The sequence below is a fragment of the Burkholderia sp. JP2-270 genome, from assembly GCF_003233675.1.
Taxonomy (GTDB): domain Bacteria; phylum Pseudomonadota; class Gammaproteobacteria; order Burkholderiales; family Burkholderiaceae; genus Burkholderia; species Burkholderia pyrrocinia_C.
Genome location: NZ_CP029825.1, coordinates 2,986,803 through 3,013,092 on the forward strand (window position 1 = coordinate 2,986,803; position 26,290 = coordinate 3,013,092).

General features: G+C 67.3%; 26 protein-coding genes. 9 read left to right on the forward strand and 17 right to left on the reverse strand.

Translation table 11 applies throughout. The features are described 5' to 3' along the window. Nucleotides 1-152 precede the first annotated feature (152 nt). On the forward strand, nt 153-1,052 hold the full coding sequence (gene bla / locus DM992_RS31660) for a class A beta-lactamase (RefSeq protein ID WP_111020052.1): 900 nt from the start codon (nt 153-155) through the stop codon (nt 1,050-1,052). A 97-nt stretch (nt 1,053-1,149) separates the two neighbouring features. Then, nucleotides 1,150-2,022, forward strand: coding sequence for a LysR substrate-binding domain-containing protein (locus DM992_RS31665; RefSeq protein WP_111020053.1), 873 nt, complete (start codon nt 1,150-1,152; stop codon nt 2,020-2,022). 45 nt (nt 2,023-2,067) lie between these two features. Here DM992_RS31665 and DM992_RS31670 read toward each other — a convergent pair whose 3' ends face one another. From DM992_RS31670 to DM992_RS31710, 9 genes are all read right to left on the reverse strand, one after another. Then, the gene (locus tag DM992_RS31670) at nt 2,068-2,403 is read right to left on the reverse strand and encodes a type 1 fimbrial protein (RefSeq protein ID WP_111020054.1); all 336 of its coding nucleotides are present in this window, start codon (nt 2,401-2,403) and stop codon (nt 2,068-2,070) included. Between the two features lie 365 nt (nt 2,404-2,768). After that, entirely contained in the window at nt 2,769-3,023 is a 255-nt protein-coding gene (locus DM992_RS31675; protein WP_034180284.1) for a GlsB/YeaQ/YmgE family stress response membrane protein, read from the reverse strand. A gap of 129 nt (nt 3,024-3,152) precedes the next feature. After that, on the reverse strand, nt 3,153-3,929 hold the full coding sequence (locus DM992_RS31680) for an ABC transporter ATP-binding protein (protein ID WP_111020055.1): 777 nt from the start codon (nt 3,927-3,929) through the stop codon (nt 3,153-3,155). Further along, nucleotides 3,926-4,840, reverse strand: a complete 915-nt coding sequence (locus tag DM992_RS31685; RefSeq protein ID WP_111020056.1) for an ABC transporter ATP-binding protein — start codon at nt 4,838-4,840, stop codon at nt 3,926-3,928. Before DM992_RS31685 ends, DM992_RS31680 begins: the two co-directional genes overlap by 4 nt. 1 nt (nt 4,841) lies before the next feature. Next, complete coding sequence (nikC, locus tag DM992_RS31690) at nt 4,842-5,756, reverse strand: nickel transporter permease (RefSeq protein WP_111020057.1); 915 nt, start codon at nt 5,754-5,756, stop codon at nt 4,842-4,844. Between the two features lie 66 nt (nt 5,757-5,822). Beyond that, nucleotides 5,823-6,893, reverse strand: coding sequence for an ABC transporter permease (locus DM992_RS31695; RefSeq protein ID WP_111020058.1), 1,071 nt, complete (start codon nt 6,891-6,893; stop codon nt 5,823-5,825). A gap of 10 nt (nt 6,894-6,903) precedes the next feature. Then, on the reverse strand, nt 6,904-8,505 hold the full coding sequence (locus DM992_RS31700; protein WP_111020059.1) for an ABC transporter substrate-binding protein: 1,602 nt from the start codon (nt 8,503-8,505) through the stop codon (nt 6,904-6,906). A gap of 61 nt (nt 8,506-8,566) precedes the next feature. Further along, entirely contained in the window at nt 8,567-9,130 is a 564-nt protein-coding gene (gene ddpX, locus DM992_RS31705) for a D-alanyl-D-alanine dipeptidase (protein WP_111020060.1), read from the reverse strand. 27 nt (nt 9,131-9,157) lie between these two features. Continuing rightward, on the reverse strand, nt 9,158-10,045 hold the full coding sequence (locus DM992_RS31710) for a MurR/RpiR family transcriptional regulator (RefSeq protein WP_111020061.1): 888 nt from the start codon (nt 10,043-10,045) through the stop codon (nt 9,158-9,160). Between the two features lie 255 nt (nt 10,046-10,300). On the opposite strand from DM992_RS31710, the gene DM992_RS31715 reads away from it, so the two are divergent. From DM992_RS31715 to DM992_RS31730, 5 genes are all read left to right on the forward strand, one after another. Further along, a complete protein-coding gene (locus DM992_RS31715) occupies nt 10,301-10,549 on the forward strand; it encodes a helix-turn-helix transcriptional regulator (RefSeq protein WP_111020062.1) in 249 nt (82 codons plus the stop codon). Between the two features lie 3 nt (nt 10,550-10,552). Beyond that, nucleotides 10,553-11,887, forward strand: coding sequence for a type II toxin-antitoxin system HipA family toxin (locus DM992_RS31720; RefSeq protein WP_111020063.1), 1,335 nt, complete (start codon nt 10,553-10,555; stop codon nt 11,885-11,887). 29 nt (nt 11,888-11,916) lie between these two features. Then, complete coding sequence (locus DM992_RS41940; protein WP_162631774.1) at nt 11,917-12,171, forward strand: hypothetical protein; 255 nt, start codon at nt 11,917-11,919, stop codon at nt 12,169-12,171. A gap of 139 nt (nt 12,172-12,310) precedes the next feature. Next, entirely contained in the window at nt 12,311-13,567 is a 1,257-nt protein-coding gene (locus DM992_RS31725) for an oxalate decarboxylase family bicupin (protein WP_111020064.1), read from the forward strand. A 96-nt stretch (nt 13,568-13,663) separates the two neighbouring features. Continuing rightward, nucleotides 13,664-14,971 carry an Nramp family divalent metal transporter gene (locus tag DM992_RS31730; protein ID WP_111020065.1) on the forward strand — a complete coding sequence of 436 codons (1,308 nt, stop codon included), beginning with the start codon at nt 13,664-13,666 and terminating at the stop codon, nt 14,969-14,971. On the opposite strand, the gene DM992_RS31735 is transcribed toward DM992_RS31730, so the two are convergent. From DM992_RS31735 to DM992_RS31760, 6 genes are all read right to left on the reverse strand, one after another. Then, on the reverse strand, nt 14,875-15,171 hold the full coding sequence (locus DM992_RS31735; protein ID WP_111020066.1) for a hypothetical protein: 297 nt from the start codon (nt 15,169-15,171) through the stop codon (nt 14,875-14,877). The two genes, DM992_RS31730 and DM992_RS31735, sit on opposite strands and share 97 nt — an antisense overlap. 18 nt (nt 15,172-15,189) lie before the next feature. Further along, entirely contained in the window at nt 15,190-16,779 is a 1,590-nt protein-coding gene (locus DM992_RS31740) for an ABC transporter substrate-binding protein (RefSeq protein ID WP_111020067.1), read from the reverse strand. 130 nt (nt 16,780-16,909) lie between these two features. Further along, on the reverse strand, nt 16,910-17,242 hold the full coding sequence (locus tag DM992_RS31745; RefSeq protein ID WP_111020068.1) for a sugar ABC transporter ATPase: 333 nt from the start codon (nt 17,240-17,242) through the stop codon (nt 16,910-16,912). 247 nt (nt 17,243-17,489) lie between these two features. Continuing rightward, nucleotides 17,490-17,819 carry a hypothetical protein gene (locus DM992_RS31750; RefSeq protein ID WP_111020069.1) on the reverse strand — a complete coding sequence of 110 codons (330 nt, stop codon included), beginning with the start codon at nt 17,817-17,819 and terminating at the stop codon, nt 17,490-17,492. A gap of 130 nt (nt 17,820-17,949) precedes the next feature. After that, on the reverse strand, nt 17,950-18,870 hold the full coding sequence (locus DM992_RS31755) for a bestrophin family ion channel (protein WP_111020070.1): 921 nt from the start codon (nt 18,868-18,870) through the stop codon (nt 17,950-17,952). 12 nt (nt 18,871-18,882) lie between these two features. Then, a complete protein-coding gene (locus DM992_RS31760) occupies nt 18,883-21,207 on the reverse strand; it encodes an FdhF/YdeP family oxidoreductase (RefSeq protein WP_111020071.1) in 2,325 nt (774 codons plus the stop codon). Nucleotides 21,208-21,362: 155 nt separating this feature from the next. On the opposite strand from DM992_RS31760, the gene DM992_RS31770 reads away from it, so the two are divergent. Further along, entirely contained in the window at nt 21,363-22,784 is a 1,422-nt protein-coding gene (locus tag DM992_RS31770; RefSeq protein ID WP_111020511.1) for a PLP-dependent aminotransferase family protein, read from the forward strand. A 55-nt stretch (nt 22,785-22,839) separates the two neighbouring features. Here the strand turns inward: DM992_RS31770 and DM992_RS31775 are convergent, their stop codons facing one another. Further along, the gene (locus tag DM992_RS31775; RefSeq protein WP_111020073.1) at nt 22,840-24,081 is read right to left on the reverse strand and encodes a mechanosensitive ion channel family protein; all 1,242 of its coding nucleotides are present in this window, start codon (nt 24,079-24,081) and stop codon (nt 22,840-22,842) included. A gap of 208 nt (nt 24,082-24,289) precedes the next feature. Next, the gene (locus tag DM992_RS31780; RefSeq protein WP_162631775.1) at nt 24,290-24,463 is read right to left on the reverse strand and encodes a hypothetical protein; all 174 of its coding nucleotides are present in this window, start codon (nt 24,461-24,463) and stop codon (nt 24,290-24,292) included. Between the two features lie 105 nt (nt 24,464-24,568). Between DM992_RS31780 and DM992_RS31785 the strand changes: the two genes are divergently transcribed. After that, on the forward strand, nt 24,569-26,287 hold the full coding sequence (locus tag DM992_RS31785; RefSeq protein ID WP_111020075.1) for a SulP family inorganic anion transporter: 1,719 nt from the start codon (nt 24,569-24,571) through the stop codon (nt 26,285-26,287). The last annotated feature ends 3 nt before the right edge of the window (nt 26,288-26,290 follow it).

Below are 26,290 nucleotides of genomic sequence, written 5' to 3' on the forward strand. Positions count from 1 at the left end.
AATCCCGCGCTTCGCGCGGGGCCGACGGGCATGGTTCGGGGATGCGGCGACAAATGCCCGTCGCGGGCGGCCGTCGGCGTGAACGGGCGTGCATCGCCGATGCGCGCTCGCGTTGCTTCGTGCCATCGTTTCCGACAGAACACTACTCATCCATGGAACACTCTCCGACACGCCGGTCGCTGTTGCTTGCCGCCGTTGCCGCGCCGTTCGTCGCCGCGTGCACGTCCGCGCCGGTTGCCGACCAGGGGCGCGCCCACGCCGCGCAAGCCGAACTCGCCGCACTCGAGAAAGCGTCGAACGGCCGGCTCGGCGTCGCCGCGCTCGATACGTCGAACGGCGTGCGCATCGCCCACCACGCGCGCGAGCGCTTTCCTCTGTGCGGCACGTATGCGGTCGTCGCCGCCGGCGCGATACTCGCGCGCGGCGCGCTCGACGCGTCGCTGCTGCCGCGCCGCATCCTGTACCGCCGCTACGAAGTCGTGTCGGGTTCGCCGATCACGGAAAGCCATGTCGACACGGGCATGACGATCGCGCAGCTTTGCGAGGCGATGCTGCGCTCGGGCGACAAGGGGGCGGGCAACCTGCTGATGGGCGTGCTCGGCGGCCCGCAGGCCGTCACGTCGTTCGCACGCGAGAGCGGCGACACGACGTTCCGCCTCGATCACTGGGAACCCGAACTGAACAAGGTCGCGCCGAATGACGAACGCGACACGTCGACACCGGTCGCGATGGTCGACACGCTGCAGCGGCTGCTGCTCGGCGACACGCTGCACGAACCGCAGCGCGCGCAGCTGACGGAATGGATGGCCGGCGGCGCGCGCGGCGCGACCGGCATCGCGGCGGGCGTGCCACCCGGCTGGCGCGTCGCGGACAAGGCCGGTACGGGCGGTTACGGCACGACCACCGACGTTGCGGTGCTGTGGCCGCCGTCACGCGCGCCGCTCGTGATGGCCGTGTCGTTCACGCAGCCGCAGGCCGACGCCGCGGCCCGCGCGGACGTCGTCGCATCGGCGGCGCGCATCGCGGCGGGCGCACTCGCCGCGACGGCCTGAGCGTCGCGCGCCTCGCGCAAAGCCGGCGTTTGGCTTATCGTGTCGGTCAGCGCGCGCCGGCGTCGGCGCGCGGTCCTTCCGTTTCCTGTGCCTCTCCATGCGCCGACTTCCGCCCCTGCACGCGCTGCAGATCTTCTCGACGGTGGCTCGCCACCGCAGCTTCACGCGCGCGGCCGAGCAGCTATGCATCACGCAGGGCGCGGTGAGCCGGCAGATCCAGACGCTCGAGGCGCATTACGGCTTTCCGCTGTTCAAGCGCCATGCGAAGGGCCTCACGCTGACGGCGGAGGGCGAGCAGCTGCTGCCGGTGGTCAACGAGAGCTTCGCGCGGATCGAGGACATCTCGATGAAGCTCACGCGTCAGCGCACCGATCTCGCGCTGAAGGTGCCGACCTGCGTGATTCGATGGATGCTGCCGCGCATCATGCGCTTCCAGGGCGAGCATCCCGATCTCCATGTTCAGATCACGACCGCGTGGCAGCACGTCGTCGATTTCTCGATCGAGCCGTTCGATGCGGCAATCGTCTACGGTACGTCGCCGGGCGCGGGTGTATTCGCGCTGCCGCTGTTCGACGAACGGCTGACGCCGGTGTGCGCACCGGAGTTGCGGCAGGCGTCGCCGCTCGAAGCGGTGGGCGATCTCGCGCGCCATACGCTGCTGCATCCGACCCGCGACCATCGCGACTGGCGTGCATGGCTCGATCATGCGGGCGAGCGCGGCGTCGATCCCGCGCGCGGGCCGACCTTCGACACGCTCGATCTCGCGACGAACGCGGCGATGCAGGGCTTCGGCGTCGCGATCGGCGACGTGACGCTCGTCGACGACGACGTCAGCGCGCGCCGGCTCGAACGGCCGTTCGACATCGTGCTCGAGACCGGCGCACGCTACTTCTTCGTTTATCCCGAGAACATCGGCAACCAGCAGAAGATCCGCGCGTTCAGCGACTGGATCGCGCGCCATCGCGACTGACGCGCGGCGCGTCGGACCCGCCGCGCGCCGCACGGGCGGCCGGTGTTACTGGTAGGTCACGACGGCGATCATCGGCGCGAGATTGTTGCCCGGACGGTTCGGTAAAACGATTGCGCGCGAGGCCTGAGTAAAGGTCGTGGTCTTGACGGCCTGCATGCTCGCCGCGTCGACGAACGCGATCTGGCCGGTCGCCGGGCGCGGGCAGTCGGCGCGTACGCGAGCGGGCGCGGCGTTGGGCGTATCGAGCGCGAACGAGCAGGGCGGCTCGACGAGCATGCCGGAGAAGTGGATGATGCCGGACGCGCCGGCGGCAAAGGACGAGGACGTGGCCAGAAGCGAGGCAGCCAGGGCGAACGAGGCGGCGAACAGGTGATGCTTCATGACAGGCTCCAGAGAGGAAGCGCGTCGCAGCGGGGCCGCTCGGGTGGCAGTCCGTTAACGCCGCGATGCTGACTGCGTAAACGGCAAATCCATCGGACCTCTTGAGTGAAAAAAACGGAAATAACGGGAATAAGCAAACGGCGGCGTATTCCTTCAATCAATTTATCTCAAAATTGAGCGGCCGCAAGCTCGGGTAATGCCGGTGTAGTAAACCAGAGGGACGGTCGCCGGTGGACGCCGTTTTTCGCGGGTGAATCGTTGCGGAATCAACGAATCGGTAGTAGCGCGAATCGTTGTTCGCCAAAAGAAAACGGCCGCTCGTGATCCCGAGCGGCCGTTTTGCGTGGTGCGGTGTGGCGGCGCGATCAGGCCATGCGCTTGCGCACCGCGCCGACGATCACCAGCAGCACGATCGCGCCGATGATCGATGCGATCCAGCCCGCACCCTGGCCCGGCGCATACCAGCCAGCGGCGCGGCCGACGTAGCCGGCGACCAGCGCGCCGACGACGCCGAGTACGGCCGTCATCAGGATGCCCATCTTGTCGTCGCCGGGCTTGAGCGCGCGGGCGAGGAGGCCGACGATGAGCCCGACGACCAGGGTTTCGATGAATTGCAGCATGAACGCCTCCCTATTGCTGTTGAGCTGTTGACGAAAGGAAATTGACCCGTGCGTCGCACAAGCGTTCCATGCGGCGGCAAGCCGGCGCGTGGTGTGCGGAGTATCGCATGCCGTCGCGTCGCGCAGATGTCAGGCAGCCGGCGCGCCGGTGACCGGGGCGAGACGGCGGTAGCCTTCGGTCGCTTGCAGCAGCGTGCGCGTGTAGTCGCGCGCGACCTGCCCGGCGCGCACGTCCTCGACCCGAAGCTGCTCGACGATCTCGCCATGCTGCATCACGGCGACGCGCTGGCACAGGAAGCCGATCACCGCGAGGTTGTGGCTGACGAGGATCATCGTCAGGTTGCGTTCGCGGTGCAGGCGGCGCAGCAGGTTCAGGATCTCGGCCTGCACCGACACGTCGAGCGCGGACGTCGGTTCGTCGAGCAGCAGCACGCGCGGCTCGACGATCAGCGCGCGTGCGATCGCGACGCGCTGCCGCTGGCCGCCCGACAACTGGTGCGGATAGCGGAAGCGGAACGCGGGACCGAGGCCGACCTCGGCCAGCGCACGGGCAATGCGTGCATCGGCGTCGCCGATTGCTTGGATCGACAGCGGCTCGCGCAGCGTCTGGTCGACCGTGAAGCGCGGATGCAGCGATGCGTACGGATCCTGGAACACCATCTGCACGTGGCGGCGGAACGCACGGTCGGGCGTGCCGCCGACCGGCCGGCCGTCGATCGACAGGCTGCCGGCCGCGAGCGGCACGAGGCCCGTCAGCGCGCGCAGCAGCGTCGACTTGCCGGAGCCCGATTCGCCGACGAGCCCGAACACTTCGCCGTCGCGCACCGCAAAGCTTGCGTCGCGTACGGCGTCGACGTGACCCGTGCGGGTCGGGAAACGGATCGATGCGTGATCGACGTCGATCATCGTGCAGCCTCCTGTCGGTCGGCGGGCGGGATTGAAGGCGGCGCGGGATCGAGCCAGGCCGGATCGCGCCGCAGCACGGGCAGTTCGTCCGGCGGGTTCGCGAGCGGCGGGTTCGCCGCGAGCAGCCCGCGCGTATAGGGATGAGACGCGTCGAGCAGGTCGCGCGCGGCGCAGGTTTCGACCACACGGCCCGCGTACATCACCGCGACGCGATCGCAGAACGACATCACGAGCGGCAGGTCGTGGCTGATGAACATCAGGCCCGTACCGTGCTGCGCGATCATCGCGTCGAGCACCGCGAGCACCTGCATCGAGACCGCGACGTCGAGCGCGGACGTCGGTTCGTCGGCGATCAGCAGGCGCGGGCCGGTCGACACCATCATCGCGATCATCACGCGCTGGCCCATGCCGCCCGACAACTCGTGCGGATACGCATCGGCGACGCGCGCCGGGTCGCGGATCTGCACGGCCGCGAGCGCGTCGACGATCCGTTCGCGCAGCGCGCGGCCGCGCAACGCGGGCTCGTGCAGGCGGAACGCTTCGCCCATCTGCTTGGCGACCGTCATCACCGGGTTCAGCGAATACTTCGGGTCCTGCAGGATCATGCCCATCTGGCTGCCGCACAGCCGCCGGCGTTCGCGCGGCGACATCGCGAGCAGGTCGTGGCCCGCGAAGCGCATCGTACGCGCCGACCAGCGCGCGGCGTCGGGCAGCAGGCCGAGCAGCGCGCGGCCCGTCAGCGACTTGCCGGAACCCGATTCGCCGACGATGCCGAGCCGCTCGCCGGGTGCGAGCGTCAGCGACAGGTCGCGCACGGCATCGGACACGACGCCGTCGTGCCCGCGAAACCCGATCTTCAGCCCGTCGATCTCGCAGAGCGGCGCGGGCGCGGTGGCGGAATTCATCGGCATGTCACGCTCCATGACGGGGATCGAAGACGTCGCGCAGCCCGTCGCCGAGCAGGTTGAACGCGAGGCTCACGAGCAGGATCGCGATGCCGGGCAGCGTCGCGACCCACCATGCGTCGAGCAGTACGTTGCGGCCCGATGCGACCATGAAGCCCCATTCGGGGCTCGGCGGTTGCGCACCGAGGCCGAGGAAGCCTAGGCCGGCGACGGTCAGGATGATGCCGGCCATGTCGAGCGTCGCGCGCACGATCACCGACGACATGCACAGCGGCACGATGTAGCGCAGCAGGATCCGCGGGCCCGACGCGCCCTGCAGCCGCGCGGCGTGAATATAGTCGGCGTGCGCGATGCGGATGGTCTCCGCGCGCGCGAGCCGCGCATACGCGGGCCATGCGGTGATCGAGATCGCCACGACCGCGTTGATCACGCCGGGCCCGAGCGCGGCCGCGAACGCGAGCGCGAGCACGATCTTCGGGAACGCGAGTGCGACGTCGGTGATGCGCATCAGCACGCTGTCGACGAAGCCGCCGCAATAGCCGGCCGTCGTGCCGATCAGCAGGCCGATCGGCACGACGATCACGACGACGAGCAGCGCGATGCCGAGCGTGAGGCGCGAGCCGGCGATCAGCCGCGAGAGGATGTCGCGGCCGAGCTGGTCGGTGCCGAACCAGTGCGACGGCGAGCCGGGCGGCAGCAGGCGGTCGGACAGCACCTGGCGCAGCGGATCGTGCGGCATGATCAGCGGGCCGACGATCGCGACGACGATCAGCGTGACGAGGATCGCGAGCCCGAACAGGTTGAGCGGATTCGTGGCGAAACGGCGCCAGCGTCGGTACGCGAGGCCGAGCGCGGCCTGCGAGCGCGACGCGGGTGCATCGGAAAGCAGCCACGCGCGCAGTGTGAGGCGCTCGGCGTTCATGATTGGATGGCCTTCGGCATGGGCGATGAAAGAAGCAGGGTGGAAGCGGTCATGTCGAAACGGCCCTCAGCGCGCACGCGGATCGAACACGCGGTACAGCGCGTCGGTCAGCAGGTTGACGGTGATGAACATCGCGCCGATCACGAGCGTCGCGCCGAGCACCGCGTTCATGTCGGCGTTCAGCAGCGCGCCGGTCAGGTACGAGCCGAGCCCCGGCCACGCGAACACAATCTCGGTCAGCACCGAGCCTTCGAGCAGGTTGCTGTACGTGAGCGCGATCACGGTGAGCAGCGGCACAGCGATGTTGCCGAACGCATGCCGCCAGATCACGCGGCGCTCGGACAAGCCCTTCGCGCGTGCGGTGACGATGTATTCCTGGCTCAACTGGTCGAGCATGAACGAGCGCGTCATGCGGCTCAGGTACGCGACCGAGTAGCAGCCGAGGATCGCGGCCGGCAGCGCGATGTGCGACACCGCGTTGCGGAACACGTCCCACTCGCCCGCGAGCGCCGCGTCGAGCAGCAGGCTGCCCGTGCGTGGATCGACCATCCCGTCGTACACGGGATCGAGCCGGCCGGGCCCGCCGACCCAGTGCAGCCGCGCATAGAACAGCAGCAGCCCCATCAGCCCGAGCCAGAACACCGGCACGGAATTGCCGATCAGCCCGACGAAGCGCGCGATGTGATCGATCGGCCGGTTGTGCTTCACGGCAGCCGCGACGCCGAGCGGTACGCCGATCGCGATGCCGATCAGCGTCGCGATCGTCGCCAGTTCGAGCGTGGCCGGGAACACGCGCCTGATGTCGTCGAGCACGGGGTTCGCCGTCAGCAGCGACATGCCGAGATTGCCGTGCAGCACGTCGCGCGCGTAGATCAGGAATTGCGTGACGAGCGGCTTGTCGAGCCCGAGCGCGATGCGTTCGGCCGCATACGCGTCGGCTGACGCGCGGTCGCCGAGGATCGCAAGCACGGGGTCGATCGGCACCTTGCGGCCGATCACGAACGTCAGCGCGAGCAGCCCCGCGAACGTGACGGCGAGCGTGAGCGCCCAGCGCAGCGCGCGCAGTGCCCAGCGCACGGCCGGGCGCCGCGCGGGCAGCGTGCGCAGTGCTTCGAGGGAGGAGGCGGGAGTCGACATGCGGCGAATCTTATTGCTTCTTCAGGTTGCGGTACGACACGAGATCGTTGATCGGCCCGACTTCGAGCCCGCTCACGCCGGGCCGCGTCGCGACCTGCGCGACTTTCTCGAACATGATCACGAAAGGCGAGCGCGCGAGCACGTCCTTCTGCATCGCCTGATAGAGCTGCGCGCGTTTCGCGGCGGTCGGTTCGGCGAGCGCGGTGTCGGTCTGCTTCGTTAGCTGCGGGATGTCCCAGCTGTTGCGCCAGGCCAGCATTTTATAGCTCGACTTGTCGGAATTGTCCGGATTCCACGCGAAGCCCTGCGCGTTGCTGTGCGGATCGATGTAGTCGGCCGACCATTCGCCGATGTAGATGTCGTGCTGGCGTGCGCGGTATTTCGCGAGCGTCTGCTTGTTGTCGCCGGGGATCAGCTGCACCTTGATGCCGGCCTGCGCGAAGTTCGCCTGCACGGCCTGTGCGATCTCGGTGTACGGATAGTCGTTGCGCACGTCCATCGTCACCGTGAAGCCTCCTGGCACGCCGGCCTTCGCGAGCAGCGCCTTCGCCTTCGCGACGTCGAGCTTGTACGGGTTCGTGTTCAGCGTGCCGAGGAAGCCTTCGGGCAGGAAGGTCTGGTGCACCTTGTAGGTCGTCTTCACGACATTGCCCTGGATGCCGGCATAGTCGACGAGCCACTTCAGCGCTTCCTGCACGTCGGGTTTCGCGAGCGTCGGGTTCTTCGTGTTCAGGCCGAGATACAGCAGCGTCGCCTGCGGCGACGCCGAAACCTTCGCCTTGCCGGATTTCACGACGGAAGCGAGATCGTCGGGGCTCAGGTCGCGTGCCGCATCGACGTCGCCGTTTTCCAGCAGCAGGCGCTGGCTCGCGGCTTCGGGCACATGGCGCAGCACGATGCGCTTCATCGCGAGCGGCAGCCGGTACCCGTCGAAGCGCTGCAGCACGATGCTGTCGCCGGCCGTCCACTTGACCAGCCTGTATGCGCCGGAGCCGGCCTCGTTGGTCTTCAGCCACGCATTGCCGAAGTCGCTGCCCTGCTGGTGCGACAGCAGCAGCTTCTTGTCCAGCACCGACGCGGGCCACGAGCCGAGCACGTTCAGCACGAAGGTCGGCGCGTATTTGCGGTCGGTCGTGATCGATATCGTCTGGTCGTCGAGCTTCTTCACGTTCGCCGCGACGTTCTCCTTCGTGAGGCCGATGCCGGTCAGCACGGCGGCGGGGCCCTTGTCGAGCAGCACCGCGCGCTGGATCGACCATGCGACATCGTCGGCCGTCAGCGGGTTGCCAGAATGGAACTTGAGGCCGGCGCGCAGCTTGAACGTATAGGTCAGCCCGTCGGTGCCCACCGTCCACGATTGCGCGACATCGCCGTTGAATTTCGACGGATCGCGCAGGTCGACGCGCACGAGCCGGTCGTACGTGTTCGCGACGTATTCCTCCGGCACCAGCTCGTAGATCTCGCCCGGGTCGAGCGTCGTGAATTCGTCGAGCAGCGTGGCCATCACGAACAGGTCCTTCGGCGTTTCCGCGTGCGCGGCGGACAGCGGAACGGCGGCGAGAACGGATGCGGCGGCCAGCGCCGCGACGAGCCGGGATGTCAGGGGTTTCATGTGCGCTCCATCGTGAGGTGAACTTGCAATGGGTGAACGTAAAATGGCAACGGGACGTGCATCACATCAGGCGCCACGGGCCGCTCGCCGCGTTGTCGATCTGCGGCAACGCGTGCGAGCCGGGCAGTTCGTAGTGCCACCATTCGCTGTCGATGTGCGCGAAGCCGGCCGCGTGCATCACGCCGAGCAGCAGCAGGCGGTTGCGTTGCACGGCTTCGGGCAGCCCCGCGTGGAAGTGGCCGGACGCGGCGACCATCTCGTCGAAGCCCGTGCCCATGTCGAGCGGCTCGCCGTTCGCGCCGACCAGCGTCAGGTCGAGCGCGGTGCCGCGGCTGTGATTCGAGCCGCGGCCGAGATCGGCGATGAAGTCCGGATCGGGCAGGAAATCCCACAGCACCTGCTGCGCTTGCGGCGGCCGGTACGCGTCGTAGATGCGCAGCGTGAAGCCGGCCTGCGCGGCGACGTCCACCGCGCGGCGCAATGCGGCTTCGGCCGGCTCGAGCAGCAGGCAGTGCGCGCGACGGTAGATCGGCTTGCCGGTCAGGTTGCGGTCGGTCGCGTAGACGAGATCGATGTCGACGCGATGCGTGGCGGGCGTGATTTCGACGAGGCGGTGGTCGTTCATCGGCGGTTCGGGTTGGTTCAGGCTCGCTCAGGATTCGAATTGGTCGAACGTGTGCTGCAGTTCGCGGTTGCGCGCGACGCGCCGGTCGATCGCGGGGCCGAGGCGGTCGACGACGGCCGTGATCAGCAGGTTGAACAGGCAGGTGAGCGGCGCGAGCGAATCCCAGAACTGGCCGACGTCGGTCTTCACCTGCAGCAGGTCGGCCGGCCATTCGCGCGCCCACGGGCAAGAGAGATCGGTGACCAGCGCGAACGGCTGCCCGCGCTCGGCGGCTGCCTGGCAATAGCGGCGCGCGCTGCGCGAATACGCGCGCGTGTCGGTGACGATGCAGTACGGCCGCTCGAATTCGGAGTTCAGCGAATCGACATACGAGCCCGACTGGCCGTCGGAATAGAACACGCGCGGGCGCAGGTATTCGAGGTAGCTGCTGAACGCATTGCTGATCCCGCGTGTCGACTGGATGCCGAGGATGAATACGGCGTCCGCATGTGCGATGCGATCGGCGACCTGCGCGAACACGGGGCCTTCGGCGAGCCGGTACACGTGGCGGATCGCATCGAGCTCGCGTTCGAGCGACGACGCGAGCGTGCCGTCGCTGCCGTTGCCGTTGCCGTTGCCTTCGGCCGGTTGCGTGCCGGCGACGCGGCGGTATTCGTCGAGCCGGTCGGTGATCATCCACGGGCGATCGCCGCCGCCGCGCAACTCGCGCTTCAGGTCGTCGAGATTGCGGTAGCCGACGCTGCGCAGGAAGCGCCCGACCGAGATGCCGCTCGTGCCGGCCTGCTGCGCGATCTGGTCGGCCGTCTCGAGCCCGAGCCGGTCGAGGTTCGCGAGCATGTAGCTCGCGATGCGCTTGGCGGTCGGCGTCAGCTCGGCAAAGCGGGATTCGACGGTACGGGCGAACGCGCAGGTCATCGGATGTTAGATCGTTGTCGTCTGTTGATCGAATGTCATCCATCTAACAAAGCCAAAATCATTCGCGCCAGCGGATAAAAACTATGGTGTGAGGATCGGTGATAGGGTCGAAAGAGCGTTCGGCGGCCGTGTGGTGGTGTGCAAAGGTGCTTTTTATGTCTAATAGGCATATTTGACGTTTATGCCTGTTAGGAATAATTTACGTTTATGCATGTCAGGAATATACTGCGTTTATTGCCTACAGGAATCCGAGCCGTGAATTTCATCGTCAATACGCCCGCGCAACTGGGCGAAATCCTGTCTTCCGCGCGTCAGGCCAAGGGCCTGACGCAAGCCGAAGCGGCAGTGCGAATCGGCGTGGGCCAATCGCGACTGTCGCTGCTCGAAACCACGCGTACCGAAAGCCTGTCGCTCAGCCAGCTGCTCGAACTGACCGCCCTGTACGGTCTCGAACTCAGCATCCGCACGAAGGACGGGCGCGACTCAGCCGCCGCCGAGTGGTAAGCGATGGGACGCAAATCGCACACTCGCGCGCTGTCGATCTGGACGAATGGCCAGCGGGTCGGCACATGGCGGATTCCCGCTCGCGGCGACATGGAGCTGCTGTACGACGCCGGCTGGAAGCAGTCGGCCGTCGGCCGCCCGTTGTCGTTGTCGCTGCCGTTTGGTGTCGGCGATGCCCCGTTGCGCGGTGAACGCGTCAATCATTACTTCGACAACCTGCTTCCGGACAGCGACGCCATTCGGCGCCGATTGGCCGCCCGGTTCGGCACGGCGACGACCGAGCCGTTCGATCTGCTTGCCGCGCTCGGTCGTGACTGCGTCGGGGCGGTGCAATTGCTCGGCGAAGACGATGCGCCAACCGGCCTGGATCGCATCGACGGTACGCCGCTGTCGGACGAGGACGTCGCACGCGTGCTCGATCAGGCGAGCGGTGTGGCGACGGGGGCCGACGACGACGACGATTTCCGGCTGTCGCTGGCCGGTGCACAGGAAAAGACCGCGCTGCTGTTTCACGACGGGCGCTGGATGCGCCCGCATGGCGCCACGCCGACGACGCATATTCTCAAGTTGCCGCTCGGGCTGGTCGGCAACAAGCGGGCCGATCTCACGGCCTCCGTCGAGAACGAGTGGCTGTGTCTCGCGATCCTGCGAGCGTTCGGCCTGCCGGCGGCGGGTGCGGAAATCGTGCGTTTCGGCGCGCACAAGGTACTGTCGGTCGAGCGGTTCGATCGTGTGCTGCATCGTGACGGCGGGTGGCTGCTGCGCTTGCCGCAGGAAGATTTCTGCCAGGCGCTCGGCGTGCCGCCTCACCTGAAGTACGAGTCGCTGGGCGGCCCCGGCGTGCCCGACCTGGCAGGCCTCCTGCGCCGTTCGGAGACGGCGCGGGAGGATCTCGACACACTGTTCGCGGCCCTGATCGTGTTCTGGATGCTCGCGGCACCGGACGGGCATGCGAAGAACTTCAGCCTGCGCCTGCTGCCGGGCGGCCGTTTCCGCCTCACGCCGCTCTACGACGTGATGTCGATCTGGCCGGTCGAAGGCGATGGCGCGAACCAGTGGTCGTGGCACAAGGCGAAGCTCGCGATGGCCGTGCACGGCAAGCGCAAGCACTATGCGATGCGCGACATCACGCGACGGCACTTCACCGCGATGGCCGAATATTGCCTGCTCGGCGATATCGCGACGCCGATCGTCGAACGGCTCATTGCGATGACGCCGCACGTGATCGAGTCGGTCGGCGCTGCACTGCCTCCCGGGTTTCCGGCGAGGGTCGCGGAGCGCATTCTGGGCGGACTGCGGTTCGCCGCGCAACGGCTCGCCGACATGCCGCGGGAGTAAGCCGCGGCCCGACGCGGCCCGGTTAGCCGGTGTTCGACGCATCGGCGTTCGCCTGTTTTCCGTTTTTCACGATCAGTTATCCGGATCGACTGCATCGCATCGCATCGGTGATCGCGCGTTGCGCGCATCAATCGTCTCTCGTCGCCATGCGTGACATCGCGACCTGCCGCGGTCGTATTTCCGCATTCACCGGACCTGACCGATTCGCCGACATCCGGCGCCGCCCGGCGGCCCTCCGCACCGCAATAATTACAAAATTAAAGTCGATCAGATTAAATCATTAATTCAGGTTAATAATTCATTTAAGTTTTGCGGCGATTTGTATTTAACTTGCGTCACGGGATGTTTGATTTTCGATAATCCGAAAAACGGCAAGTATTCCGTAACGGGAATTCGCTTAATCGCAAGAATGAAGAGGAAACCATGACGAATCTTTCTCGACGCAAGATGTTGGCGGGTACGGCGGGCGCCATTGCCGCCGCTGGCATTGCGGTATCGGCCAAGGCCGCCTCGTTCGGCAATCCGGACAGCCCGCCGGAAGGTGCGGTGAATGCACGCAACCGCCAGAGCCTGACCGACCCGGGCCCGAAAAATCCGGCAATCGCCAACCAGTTTCCGTCTTTTCAGGATCCGCCGGCCACCGATATCAACGGGATGCCATTATTCTGGGCGTCTTTCAATAATGCCCATAAACGAATTCAAAATGGCGGGTGGGCGCGCGAAGTCACGCAGGACGATTTTGCGATTTCGGAAACCATTTCCGGCGTCAACATGCGCCTGACGCGCGGCGGCATTCGCGAGATGCACTGGCACCAGCAGGCCGAGTGGGCGATCATGCTCGACGGCCGTTGCCGGATCACGGTGCTCGACGAACTGGGGCGGCCGTCGGTGCAGGACGTGAAAACCGGCGATCTCTGGTATTTCCCGCCCGGCCTGCCGCATTCGCTGCAGGGCCTCGGCACCGACGGCGCCGAATTCCTGCTCGCGTTCGATAACGGCCGTGCGTCGGAATTCAATACGCTGCTGCTGACCGACTGGGTCGCGCATACGCCGCCCGACGTGCTCGCGCTGAACTTCGGCGTGCCGGCCGATGCGTTCAGGAACGTTCCGCTCGACAACCTGTGGATCTTCCAGGGCGACGAGCCCGGTCCGCTCGCGGAAGCGCAGCGCGCGTCGGCTTCGCCGGCCGGGGCGCCGCCGCATCCGTTCATCTTCTCGCTCGGCGACATGAAGCCGGTCAGGAAGACGCGCGGCGGCGAAGTGCGGATCGCGGACAGCACCAACTTCAACGTGTCGACGACCGTCGCGGCGGCGCTCGTCACCGTGCATCCGGGCGGCATGCGCGAGCTGCACTGGCATCCGAACGCGGACGAATGGCAGTACTACCTGCAGGGCGAGGCCCGGATGACCGTGTTCGACACGGGGCCGAAGGCGCAGACGGCCGACTTCCGCGCGGGCGACGTCGGCTACGTGAAGAAGAGCCTCGGACACTACGTGCAGAACACCGGCAACACCGACCTGGTGTTCCTCGAGATCTTCAAGACCGACCGCTACGCCGAGGTGTCGCTGTCCGACTGGCTTGCGCATACGCCGCCGAAGCTCGTCGAGGCACACCTGAACGTCGCGCCGGACGTGATCGCGCGGTTTCCGCGCAACCGTCCGGACGTCGTGCCGCTGTAACGCTGTCGTCGTGCCGCCATGGCCGGCAGGCGGCAGGCCGGCCGCGGCGCCCGCTTCCGGGCCAGCCTTCCTTATCCGAAAGGAACACCACACACCATGATTCCCGTCACGAGCAAACCCGCCGGCGGCTTCGCGCTGCCGGCCCTGTCTCCCGAGCGCGCCGACGGCGCGGCGCGCGCCGCGCTGGAAGGGCGCCGCACCGGCGTCGCCGCGCTGCTGCCGTTCGTCGGCCCGGCCGTGATCGCGTCGATCGGCTATATGGATCCCGGCAACTTCGCGACCAACATCCAGGCCGGCGCCGCGTACGGCTACCGGCTGCTGTGGGTCGTGCTGGCCGCGAACGCGATCGCGATGTTGTTCCAGGCGATGTCGGCGAAGCTCGGCATCGTGACCGGCCGGAATCTCGCGGAGCTGTGCCGCGACCGTTTCCCCGCGCCGGTCGTGTGGGGCATGTGGGCCGCGTCCGAGATCGCCGCGATGGCGACCGATCTCGCCGAATTCCTCGGCGGCGCGCTCGCATTCGGGCTGTTGTGCCACCTGTCGCTGTTCGCGGGAATGATCGCGACGGCATGCGCGACCTGCGCGATCCTCGCGCTCGAAAAGCGCGGCTTCCGGCCGCTGGAAGCCGCGATCGCGGCGCTGGTCGGCGTGATCGGCGCGTGCTATCTCGGCGAATTGCTGATCGCGCCGCAGGACTGGCACGCGGCCGCGTTCCACCTGGTCGTCCCGCAGATTCCGGATCATGCGGCGCTGACGATCGCGGTCGGGATCATCGGCGCGACGATCATGCCGCACACGCTGTATCTGCATTCGGGCCTGACGCAGGATCGCACCGCGCCGCGCGACGACACGGAACGGCGGCGGCTCGTGCGTTTCTCGAACCGCGAGGTCGTCGTCGCGCTCGGGCTGGCCGGGTTCGTGAATCTCGCGATGGTGATGATGGCGTCGTCGGCGTTCCACCTGAGCGCGCCGGGCATGACCGATATCGGCGACGCGTATCACACGCTGATCCCGGTGCTCGGGCCGGCGGCCGGTGCGCTGTTTCTCGTTGCGCTGCTGACGTCGGGCGTGTCGAGTTCGGTGGTCGGCACGATGGCCGGGCAGGTCGTGATGCAGGGTTTCATCCGCCGCCGCATGTCGGTCTGGATGCGGCGCGCGGTGACGATCGCGCCCGCGTTCGCGGTGGTCGCGCTCGGCTGTGACGTCACGCGCGCGATGGTGGCGAGCCAGGTCGTGCTGAGTTTCGTGCTGCCGATGCCGATGATCGCGCTGCTGATGCTGTCGGCGCGGGAGGACGTGATGGGTGCCTACGCGATGCGGATGCCGCTGCGGATCGTCGCCGGCGCGGCGACGATCGTGATCGTCGGGCTGAATGCGTATCTGGTGTTGGCGGCATTCAATTGACCGGCAGCGGTGCGCGGCGACCGCCGGGTCGCCGCCTGCTGCTGCAGGTCCGACGCTTCGCGCAGCCGCCGGATCGCGTTGCGCTGCTGGCCGCCGAGGCTCGTCGAGCGCGGCGTGATGACAGCGCCGGCCGCGACCCGATACCGGAAATGCACCATCAGTTCGGTGCCCTTGCGCTGCGCCTGCCCGTCGACCAGCACGTCGCGCCGCAGCCGCGACTATTTCGCGAGCGTCCGGTATGACACGAGGTCGTTGATCGGCCCGATTTCCGGCCCGGTCGCGCCGGGGCGCGTCGCGACCTGCACGACCTTCTCGAACATGATGATGAACGGTGAGTTCGCGAGCACGGCCTTCTGCAACGCTTCGTAACGCTGCGCGCGCTTCGCGGGCGACGGCTCGACGAGCGCGGCCTCGGTGTCCTTCGTCAGTTGCGGAATGTCCCAGCTATTGCGCCACGCGAGCATTTTGGTCGGCGACTGGTCCGAGTTGTCCGGGTTCCACGCGAAGCCGCGCGCGTTGCTGTTCGGGTCCATGTAGTCGGGCGACCATTCGCCGATGAAGATGTCGTGCTGGCGCGCGCGGTACTTTCCGATCGCCTGCTTCGCATCGCCGGGGATCAGCTTCACGCGGATGCCGCCCTGCGCGAAGTTCGCCTGCAGCGCCTGCGCGATCTCGAGGTACGGATAGTCGTTCGGCATGTCCATCGTCACGTCGAAGCCGTTCGGCAAGCCGGCCTTCGCGAGCAGCGCCTTCGCCTTCGCGACGTCCTGCTTGTACGGCCGCGCGTTCAGTGTGCCGAGGAAGCCCTCGGGCAGGAAGGTTTCATGCACCTTGTAGGTCGTGCTGACGATGTTGCGCTGGATGCCGTCGTAATCGACGAGCCATTTCATCGCCTGCTGCACGTCCGGTTTCGCGAGGTTCGGGTTCTTCGTGTTCAGGCTCAGGTACAGCAGCGCGGACACCGGCCACGACGCGACCTTGATCTTGCCGGCCTTCGTCAGTGCGGCGAGGCTGTCGGGGCTCAGGTTGCGCGCGGCGTCGGCGTCGCCGTTCTCCAGCAGCAGCCGCTGCGCGGACGCTTCGGGCACGTGGCGCAGCACGACGCGCTTCATCGGGTACGGCGTGCGGTATTTGTCGAAACGCTGCAGCACGATGCTTTCGTTAGGCGTCCACTTGACGAGCTGGTACGGGCCCGAGCCCGCGTCGTTGGTCCTGAGCCAGCCGCTGCCGAAATCGTTGCCCTGCTGGTGCGACAGCAGCAGCTTCTTGTCGAATACCGATGCCGGGCACGCGCTCAGCACGTTGAGCACGAAGCTCGGCGCATACTTGCGGTCGGTTTCGAGCACGACGGTTTGCGGGTCGATCGCACGCACCTTCTGCATCACGTTCGCCTTCGTGAGGCCGAGATCGGCGAGCACGCCGGCCGGCCCCTTGTCGAGCAGGATGGTGCGCTGCAGCGACCACGCGACGTCGTCGGCGGTCACCGGGTTGCCGGAATGGAACGTGAGGCCGGGGCGCAGCTTGAACGTGTAGGTCACGCCGTCGGCGCCGACCGTCCACGATTGCGCGATCTGCCCGTCGAAGCGCGTCGGGTCCTTCAGGTCGACGCGCACCAGGCGCTCGTAGGTGTTCGCGACGTACTCGGACGGCACCAGCTCGTAGATCCCGCTCGGGTCGAGGGTCGTGAATTCGCCGAGCTGCGTGGCGACGACGAAGATGCCAGGCGGCGTGGCGGCCTGCGCCGGCAGCGCCGGAACAAGCGCGACGAGCGCGGCGCTGACGAACAGCCGGGACAGCAGGTGCTTCATGCGGGCTCCGTTGAAAGGGAATCGTGGTGCGATTCTCTCATCGACGGCCACCTGGATGAAAATATTAGGCGTGCGCGCGGTGGCGCGCGGGAGCGGGCCGGGCGGGCGCCCGGCGCCGGCCGGTGGTGGATCAGATCACGCAGCGCGCGATCGCGAAGCGCATCGCTTCCTCGGGCGGCTCGCTGCCCGAGCCGCGTACGACCTTGACGACCGAACCGTGGCCCGACGGCGTGAGCGTGACGAAGTACGCGTTCGATCCGACGGCAATGTCGGTCACGCCGTTGTGTTGCGACTGCTCGGTACCCGACAGGCGGCTGTCGAGGCAGTTGGCGATCGCGTAGGCCGGACGTTGCGACGACACGTAGATCATCGGCGCTGCGCCGGATGCGGCCGAGTTGGACGAGGGGGCGGAGCCGCAGGCGGCGAGCAGGGCGGCGGGAAGGAGCAGCAGGAATCGTTTCATGGTCGAGTCGTCGTGTGTCTCGTGTCGAGGCTGGAGCGCGGGGGAGGCGAAACGCGAAGCTTCGCGACGAAACCGCCCGGAATCGGGCCGTTTTTGACGGTCGATACGGCAAGCGGCTGACGACGGAGTATACCCGCGGCATTTGACGCGGATGACACGTTGAAACGATTCGATACAACAAGCACCCGCTGTCGCACGGCGGCAGCGGGCGTTCAGGCGATGGCGATTGGGCGCTTGTTGTGGTCGCTTACTGGCCGATCTTGTTGCTGACCGCATTTTCCTGCCGGTTCAGCACGCGCTGTTCGCTCTTCGTGATGTGGCCGCGATCCTGCGCGGCCATGTCCCGCTCTTCCCGGCGGATCTTGCGGTCGTCGCGGTGCAGGCGCGCGGCCTGTGCGTGCGACATCTCGCCTTCCTTCACCTCGTGATGGATGCGGCGATTCTGGTTTGCGAGACGCCGGTTGACCTCTTCGCGGCGCGGATGCGCGTGCTGCCACGGCGTGTCGGCGAACGCGGTGCCGGTCAGCACCGACATCAGCGTGGCGGCGATCGCGAGATGGCGGGCAAGTGCTCGCATGGTGTTTTCTCCTGTCGTTGCGCGTCCGAATCGTGGGCGCTTAACGAAAAAACGCGCGGCCGGCGCCGGCTGTTGACGTTCCAACCTGTATCGATTGCAAGCGTTCGTTACGTCTACCGTTTGCAGTGTGTCAACTGAGGCGATAGGCCTTGCCGGGCGTCACTTCCGCCGGCAGCGGCTCGCGGTTCAGCTCGAGCAGCGTGCGTTCGATCTGCCGCGTGATCGCATCGAGTGCGAGATGGTTCGGCCCGTCGCCGAATGGCTCGGCGATCGCATGCGCGATCGCATCGAGCGCGATCAGCGTATACGCGACGAACACGGTGACGAATGGCGTCGCCGCGCCGATCGAGTCGACCAGGCCGAACGGCAGCAGCACGCAGTACGCATAGATGGTCCGGTGCAGCAGCACGTCATACGAGAACGGGATCGGCGTCGACGCGATGCGCTCGCAGCCGCTCACCATCGCGACGAGATCGTCGAGGCGCGCATCGAGCATCCACAGGCGCGTGTCGGCGAGGCGGCCCGCATCGGCGCGCGCGGCGAACGCTTCGCGCAGCCCGTGCACGATCGCGACCGGGCGGAACCGCGCGGCGGCGACGTGCGCATAGGTGCCGCTGTCGAGCAGCGCGCGCAGGTCCGCGGCCGGATCGGTGCCCCGCAGTTGATGCTTGAGCGCATAGACGAACGCGACGACCGTCCGCACCAACGCGCGCCGCGCGTCGTCGTCGCGATCGACCGCGCCGTAGCAGAGCGCCTGCGACACCAGCGTGCGCGCGGCGGTCAGCACGCCGCCCCACAGTTGCCGCGCCTCGCGGTAGCGGTCGTAGCTCGCGTTGTTGCGAAACCCCGCGAAGATCGCGAGCGTAAGGCCGATCAGCGTGAACGGCGTCGGGTTCAGCGGCACCTTTTCGCCGAGCACGCGGCCGCCGCCCCACACCGCGACGAGGCTGATCGCGAGCGTCAGCACGAGCTGCGGCAGGATGGTCGGCAGCACCGAGCCGTTCCAGACGAGCAGCATCCGCAGCCAGTGCTCGCGCGGACGAACGATCATCGTCGGGCTCCGTCAGGCGGCGATCGATGCCGGCGCGGCCGCGCGATGCAGCAGCACGGGCACCGACTTCGACGTCGGCGTGTTGCACACGTCGCCGACGCTGTCGAGCGGCACGAGCGGGTTGGTTTCCGGGTAGTACGCGCCGATGCAGCCGCGCGGGATGTCGTACTCGACGAGCAGGAAGCCGTTCGCTCGCCGCTCGATGCCGTCGTGCCACACGGTTTCCATGTCGACCCATTCGCCGGCCTTCATGCCGAGCATCACGAGATCGTCGCGGTTGACGAATACCACGCGGCGCTGGCCGAACACGCCGCGATAGCGGTCGTCGAGCCCGTAGACGGTCGTGTTGTACTGGTCGTGCGAGCGCGTCGTCATCAGCGTCATCAGGCGTTCGCCGTGCAGCGCGCGGGCGCGCTGGATCGGCGTGTCGGTCGGCAGCGCGTGCGCGATGAAGTTCGCCTTGGCCGTCGGCGTGAGCCATTCGCGGTCGCGCGATGCGACGCGCAGGTGGAAACCGCCCGGCCGCGCGATGCGCGTGTTGTAGTCGTAGAAGTCGTCGAGCGTCGCCTCGATCGCGTCGCGGATCTTCGCGTAATCGTCCTTGTACGCGAGCCAGTCGATCTTGCCGCTGCCGAACAGCGCGTGGCCCATATGCGCGACGATCGCGGGTTCCGACATCAGGTTCGGCGACGCCGGCTTGTTCATCCCGTACGACACGTGAACCATGCTCATCGAATCCTCGACCGTCACGCCTTGCGCGACGTTGTCCTGCAGGTCGATCTCGGTGCGGCCGAGCGTCGGCAGGATCAGCGCGTCGCGGCCGTGGATCAGGTGGCTGCGGTTCAGTTTCGTCGTGATGTGCACCGACAGGTCGCAGCGGCGCATGCCTTCCCATGTGCGCGGCGTGTCGGGCGTCGCCATCGCGAAGTTGCCGCCGAGGCCGATCAGCACCTTCACGCGGCCTTCGAGCATCCCCTCGATCGTCTCGACGACGTCGTAGCCGTGGTGGCGCGGCGGTTCGAAATCGAACACGTGGCCGAGCCGATCAAGGAACGCCTGTGACGGCTTTTCCTCGATGCCGACCGTGCGGTTGCCCTGCACGTTCGAGTGGCCGCGCACCGGGCACAGGCCCGCGCCGGGGCGGCCGATGTTGCCGCGCATCAGCATCAGGTTCGTCAGCATCTGCACGGTGGCGACCGAATGCTTGTGCTGCGTGATGCCCATGCCCCACGTCGCGATCACGCGCTCGCTGCGCGCATAGAGCCGCGCGAGGCCGTCGATCTGCTCGTACGGCACGCCGCTTTCGGCCGTCAGCGCGGACCAGCTTTCGTTGCGCAGGTCGTCGGCGAACGCGTCGAAGCCGGCCGTGTGCTCGCCGATGAACGCGGTGTCGAGCACGCGCGGCGCACCGGTGGCGCGCGCGGCGTCGTCGAGTTCGAGCACGCGTTTCGCCATCCCCTTGATCAGCGCGAAATCGCCGCCGATCGTCGGCTGGATGAACGTCGATGCGATCTTTGTGCCCGACATCGTCAGCATCTCGAGCGGGCTTTGCGGATCGGCGAAACGTTCGAGGCCGCGTTCCTTCAACGGATTGATCGACACGATCGTCGCGCCGCGCTTCGCGCACTCGCGCAGTTCGCCCATCATCCGCGGATGGTTGGTCGCGGGGTTCTGACCGAAGATCAGCAGCGTGTCCGCGTGCTCGAAATCGTCGAGCGTGACGGTGCCCTTGCCGACGCCGACCGACGCGGGCAGCCCGCGGCTCGTCGCCTCGTGGCACATGTTCGAGCAATCGGGGAAGTTGTTCGTGCCGTACCGCCTCACGAGCAGCTGGTACAGGAATGCCGCTTCGTTGCTTGCGCGGCCGGACGTGTAGAACGCGGCCTGGTTCGGGTCGGGCAGTGCGCGCAGGTGCCGCGCGATCAGTTCGAACGCGTCGTCCCACGCGATCGGCACGTAGCGGTCGGTCTGCGCGTCGTACACCATCGGGTCGGTGAGCCGGCCGTGCTGTTCGAGTTCGAAATCCGACTGTCCGAGCAGTTCGGTGACCGTGTGCGCGGCGAAGAATTCGGGCGTCACGCGCTTGCTCGTCGCTTCGGCAGCCACCGCCTTCACGCCGTTCTCGCAGAATTCGAACGTCGATGCGTGCTGGCGGTCGGGCCACGCGCAGCCGGGGCAATCGAAGCCGTCCGGCTGATTCTGGCGCAGCAGCGTGCGGTAGTTGCCGCCGGCGACCTTTTCCTTGATCAGGTTGATCGTGACGGCTTTCAGCGCACCCCAGCCGGCGGCCGGGTGGGTGTACGGTTCGATGCGCGCGGTGGCGGATTTCTTTTTCATGGTGCAGCAGGTGTCGGGGTCGATGGATGCAGAGTACGCGCGGCACCCGGCTGGCTGTGTGTACACCTGTTCACTTCAAAAAAGAGTACAGTTGCGGCCATTCATATGGTGCGGATCGCAACTGTGTTGTTGAAGGGAAGTTGAAAGGGAGGCGCGTGAAGCGTTACGAACAACTGGCCGACGATCTCCAGGCTCAGATCGAGCGCGGCGTATACCGGCCCGGCGAGCGGATTCCTTCGGTGCGGCAGGCGAGCCGGCAGCAGCAGCTCAGCGTCACGACCGTGCTGCGCGCGTACCTCGTGCTGGAAAGCCGCGGCCTGATCGAGAGCCGGCCGCAGTCGGGCTATTTCGTGCGGGCGCGCGCGGCGGCGCCGGCCGAAGCCGAACTGCACATGTCGGCGCCGGCGGCCGAGCCATCGGCGGTGGACGTGAGCCGGCTCGTGCTGTCGACGCTGCGCTCGATCGCGCGCGACGACGCGGTGCCGCTCGGTTCGCCGTATCCCGATGCATCGCAGTTCCCGGTGCAGCGCCTCGCGCGCTATGCGCAGGCAATCGGACGCCGCCGCACGCGCTGGGGCGTGATCGACGATCTGCCGCCCGGCAACCAGGAACTGATCCGCCAGATCGCGCGGCGTTATGCGGAGCGCGGAATCGCGGTCGAGCCGGGCGAGATCGTGATGACGATCGGCGCGACCGAGGCGATCAACCTGTGCCTGCAGGCCGTCGCGAAGCCGGGCGACACGATCGCCGTCGAGTCGCCGACGTTCTACGCGATGCTGCACGCGATCGAGCGGATGGGCATGCGCGCGCTCGAAGTCGCGACGCATCCGGTCGACGGCATCGATCTCGACGCGCTCGAACGGATTCTCGAGCGCGAACGCATCGCCGCGTGCATGGTGATGCCGAATTTCCAGAATCCGCTCGGCTTCCAGATGCCCGACGCGCGCAAGCGCGCGCTCGTCGAGCTGCTGGCGAAGCACGGCGTGCCGGCGATCGAGAGCGACGTCTATCACGAGCTGCATTTCGGCGACACGACGCCGAGCGCGCTGAAGTCGTTCGACCGCGACGGGCTCGTGCTGCATTGCGCGTCGTTCACGAAGAGCCTGTCGCCGCGCTATCGGATCGGCTGGGCGATGCCGGGCCGCTACCGCGACCAGGTCGAGAAGCTGAAATTCCTGAACACGCTTGCGACGCCCGCGATCGAGCAACTGGCGATCGCCGAGTACCTGAAACATGACGGCTACGATTTCCACCTGCGGCGCATGCGCAAGCAGTACGCGCAGCAGGCGAGCCTGATGAGCGCGATGGTGCGGCGGTTCTTTCCGGAAGGCACACGGCTGTCGCAGCCGCAGGGCGGGTATGTGCTGTGGGTCGAGCTGCCGCCGCAGGTCGACGCGATGAGGCTCTACACGCTCGCGCTCGCGCAGCGGATCACGATCGGGCCCGGGCACATGTTCTCGGCGGGCACCGATTACCGGCATTTCATCCGGCTCAACTACAGCTATCCGTGGTCGCGGCAGATCGAGGAGGCGCTGAAGGTGCTGGGGCGGCTCGCGTCGGAGTGCGCGGCGCGGTGAGTGCCGCTGTGCCCGGTGGCAGGCGGCGGCCGGTGGCCGGCCGCCTTGGCATGGTTCAACCCGCGTGCGGCGCTTGCAGCCCGGCTTGCACGGCGCCGGTCATCTGCCGCATGTCGAAGCCCGACGGGTGCTGGTACACGCGCAGCCCGAACTCCGGCAGCACCGCGATCAGGTGGTCGAACAGGTCGGCCTGGATGGTCTCGTAGTCGACCCACGTCGTCGTATCGGTGAAGCAGTACAGTTCGAGCGGAATGCCTTCGGCCGTGAGCGGCAACTGCCGCGCCATGCACGTCATGTCGCGGCGGATCCGCGGATGGCCCTTCAGGTAGTTCGCGACATATGCGCGGAATGTGCCGAGATTCGTCAACTGACGGCGGTTCGCCGGGAAGTCGCCGGCCGCGCCGAGCGTGCCGTTCCATTGCTCGATCGCGTCGACCTTGTCCTCGAGATAGTCCTTCAGCAGCGTCAGGCGTTCGAGCCGTTCGATCTCGTCGCTGGAGAGAAAGCGCACGCTCGTCGCGTCGACGAACAGCGCGCGCTTGATGCGGCGCCCGCCCGCTTCGGTCATCCCGCGCCAGTTCTGGTAGCTCTCGGTGATCAGTTTCCACGTGGGCACCGTGATGATCGTGTGATCGAAGTTCGCGACCTTGACGGTATTCAGCGTGATGTCGATGACCGTGCCGTCCGCGCCGGCCGACGGCATCGTGATCCAGTCGCCGATCCGCAGCATGTCGTTCGACGACAGCTGCACGCCCGCGACGAGGCCGAGCAGCGTGTCCTTGAAGATCAGCATCAGCACCGCGGACATCGCGCCGATGCCGGACAGCAGCAGGCCGATCTGCTTGCCGGTCGCATCGCCGATCACGACCAGCGCGGCCGTGATGAACATCACGAGCTTGACGAGCTGCATCGCGCCTTTCAGCGACAGGCGCGGCTGGTCGCGATGGTGCGTGCGGTGCGTGTGTTCGAGCGCGGACAGCGTCGCGCTGATGGTCATCGTCACGAGGAACACGATCAGCGCGAACAGCACCTTGTCGGCGACCTGCACGGCCGTGTCGGGAATGCCGGGCACCGCGCCGAGGCCGAGCTTGATCACGACGAACGGGACGATGCGGTTCAGCCACCTGAACGCGCCGAACTCAAACAGCGCGTCGTCCACGCGCGTGGCCGACAGCCGCGCGAGCCGCACAACCACGCGAAACAGCAGGAAATGGACGGCCGCGGTGATTGCGCCGGCGGCGGCGAGCAGGACGAGGAGGCCGACGAGCGGCGCAAACCAGGATTCGTTCAGGGTCATAGGGGCAGACAGGGGCCTTCTTGTGCGTTGAATCGGCGCCGCGAGGCGGCGCGTGCCCGGTGAAGGGCACATGAAAGGGACCGTGATTGTGCCATCGTGTTCCGGCGGCATGCGTCTGACGGACGTCGGGCGTCGCGCGGCTCCTGAACCTTCTCACCATTGCGCAGGTATCCTCTGCAATCAGGTGACGGCGAATGGCGAATCCGCATCACCGCAAGCCGATGCGCGCACCGGTTACCGGATGCGTCGCATGCATGCGCGCGATCGGCTCGAAGCCTTTGCGGCGGGCCCTCGCGGGTGACAGCGCGGGACCGGCGATCCATGCAGTCATGCGGGCGCAGCATGCGTTGCCGGTGCGTCGCCCGCCGACGGTGAGCGACACGCGGCAGCTTCGCGCACTTGCCATGCGATGCCTGCCCGGGGCACGATGCGCGAACGACTTCGCGAACCGCGTCATCCCGTCACTTCGGCCTCACGTATTTCACGCATGCAAGATTCGAACGAAAGCCGTCCGCCAGGCGTGCGGCCGCTGAAAGGCATCCTCCCGATCCGCCGCGCGGCGGCCATTCGCGACGTATTCGCGGGCATATCGCTCGCGTCGATGGACATCCCGCAGGTGCTCGGTTACGCGCGCATCGCCGGCATGCCGGCCGTCACGGGCCTTTACACGGTGTTCCTGCCGCTTATCGCGTTCGCATGTTTCGGCGCATCGCGCCATCTCGTGGTCGCCGCCGATTCCGCGACCGCGACGATCTTCGCGAGCCGGCTTGCGTCGATGGCGCCGGCCGGCAGCGCCGACTATGCGGCGCTGGCCGGCATGGTCGCGCTGCTGACCGCCGCGATGCTGCTGCTCGCGCGCATCTTCAAGCTCGGCTTCCTCGCCGATTTTCTGTCGCGCACGGTGCTGGTCGGCTTTCTCGCCGGCGTCGGCGTGCAGGTATCGATCGCGATGCTCGGCGACATGCTTGGCTTAGCCGTGCCATACCCGGCATCGCGCAGCCTCGCGCAACTCGCCTATGTCGTCACGCATCTCGTCCACGCGAACCGGCCGACATTCGCGCTCGCGGCACTCGTCGTCGTCGCGATTCTCGCGTGCAAGCGGTTCCTGCCGCGTGTGCCGATGCCGATGATCGCGGTCGCGGGCAGCATTGCCGCGAGCCATGCGTTCGGTTTCGCCGCGCACGGCATCGCGGTGCTCGGGCCCGTCGCGGGCGGGTTGCCGCCGCTGCGCTGGCCGTCCGTTACGTGGCAGCAGTTCCTCGATCTCGTGCCGGTTGCCGCGTCGTGCTTCGTGATGATCATCGCGCAGAGCGCGGCCGCCGCGCGCGTGTTCGCGCAGCAGTACGGCGAGGACGTCGACACCAACGCCGACATCCTCGGGCTCGCGGCCGCGAATGCGGCTGCGGCGGTCGGCGGCGCGTTCGTCGTCAACGGCAGCCCGACGCAGACGGCGATGGCCGATGGCGCGGGCGTGCGCAGCCAGATCGGGCATCTCGCGTTCGCCGCCGTCGTGGCCGTCGTGCTGCTGTTCTTCAGCACGACCCTGCAGTATCTGCCGCATGCGGTGCTGGCCGGCATCGTGTTTACGATCGCGCTCGGGCTGATCAACATGCGCAGCCTCGCGGCGATCCGCAACGAAAGCCCCGGCGAATTCACGCTCGCGCTGGTGACGGCCGTGGCCGTCGTGACGGTCGGCGTCGAGCAGGGCATCCTGCTGGCCGTCGTGTTGTCGCTGATGCGGCACGTGCACCACAGCTACCAGCCGCACACGATGGTGCTCGAGCCCGTCGCGGGCGACGGGCGCTGGCAGCCGGTGCCTGCGCGGCGCGGCGCCATGACGGCGCCGGGGCTGATCGTCTACCGGTTCGGCTCCGACCTGTTCTTTGCGAACGACCATCTGTTCGCCGCCGAGGTGACCGAGCTCGTCGATGCGGCGCCGGTGCCGCCGCGCTGGTTCATCGTCGATGCGGGCGCGATCACCGATCTCGACTATTCGGCCGCGCGGACCGTGACCGATCTCGTCAAGACGCTGCACGCGCGCGGGATCGGCGTGCTGTTCGGGCGCGTCAACCGCTATCTGCGCGCGGACATGGATCGTCACCGGATCACCGGGGTCGTCGGCGAGTCGCGCATCTTCGAGACGCTGCATCAGGCGCTGGAGGCGGCGGGCACGACGCCGGCGCCGCAGGAGCCTGGCACCGTGTAGTGT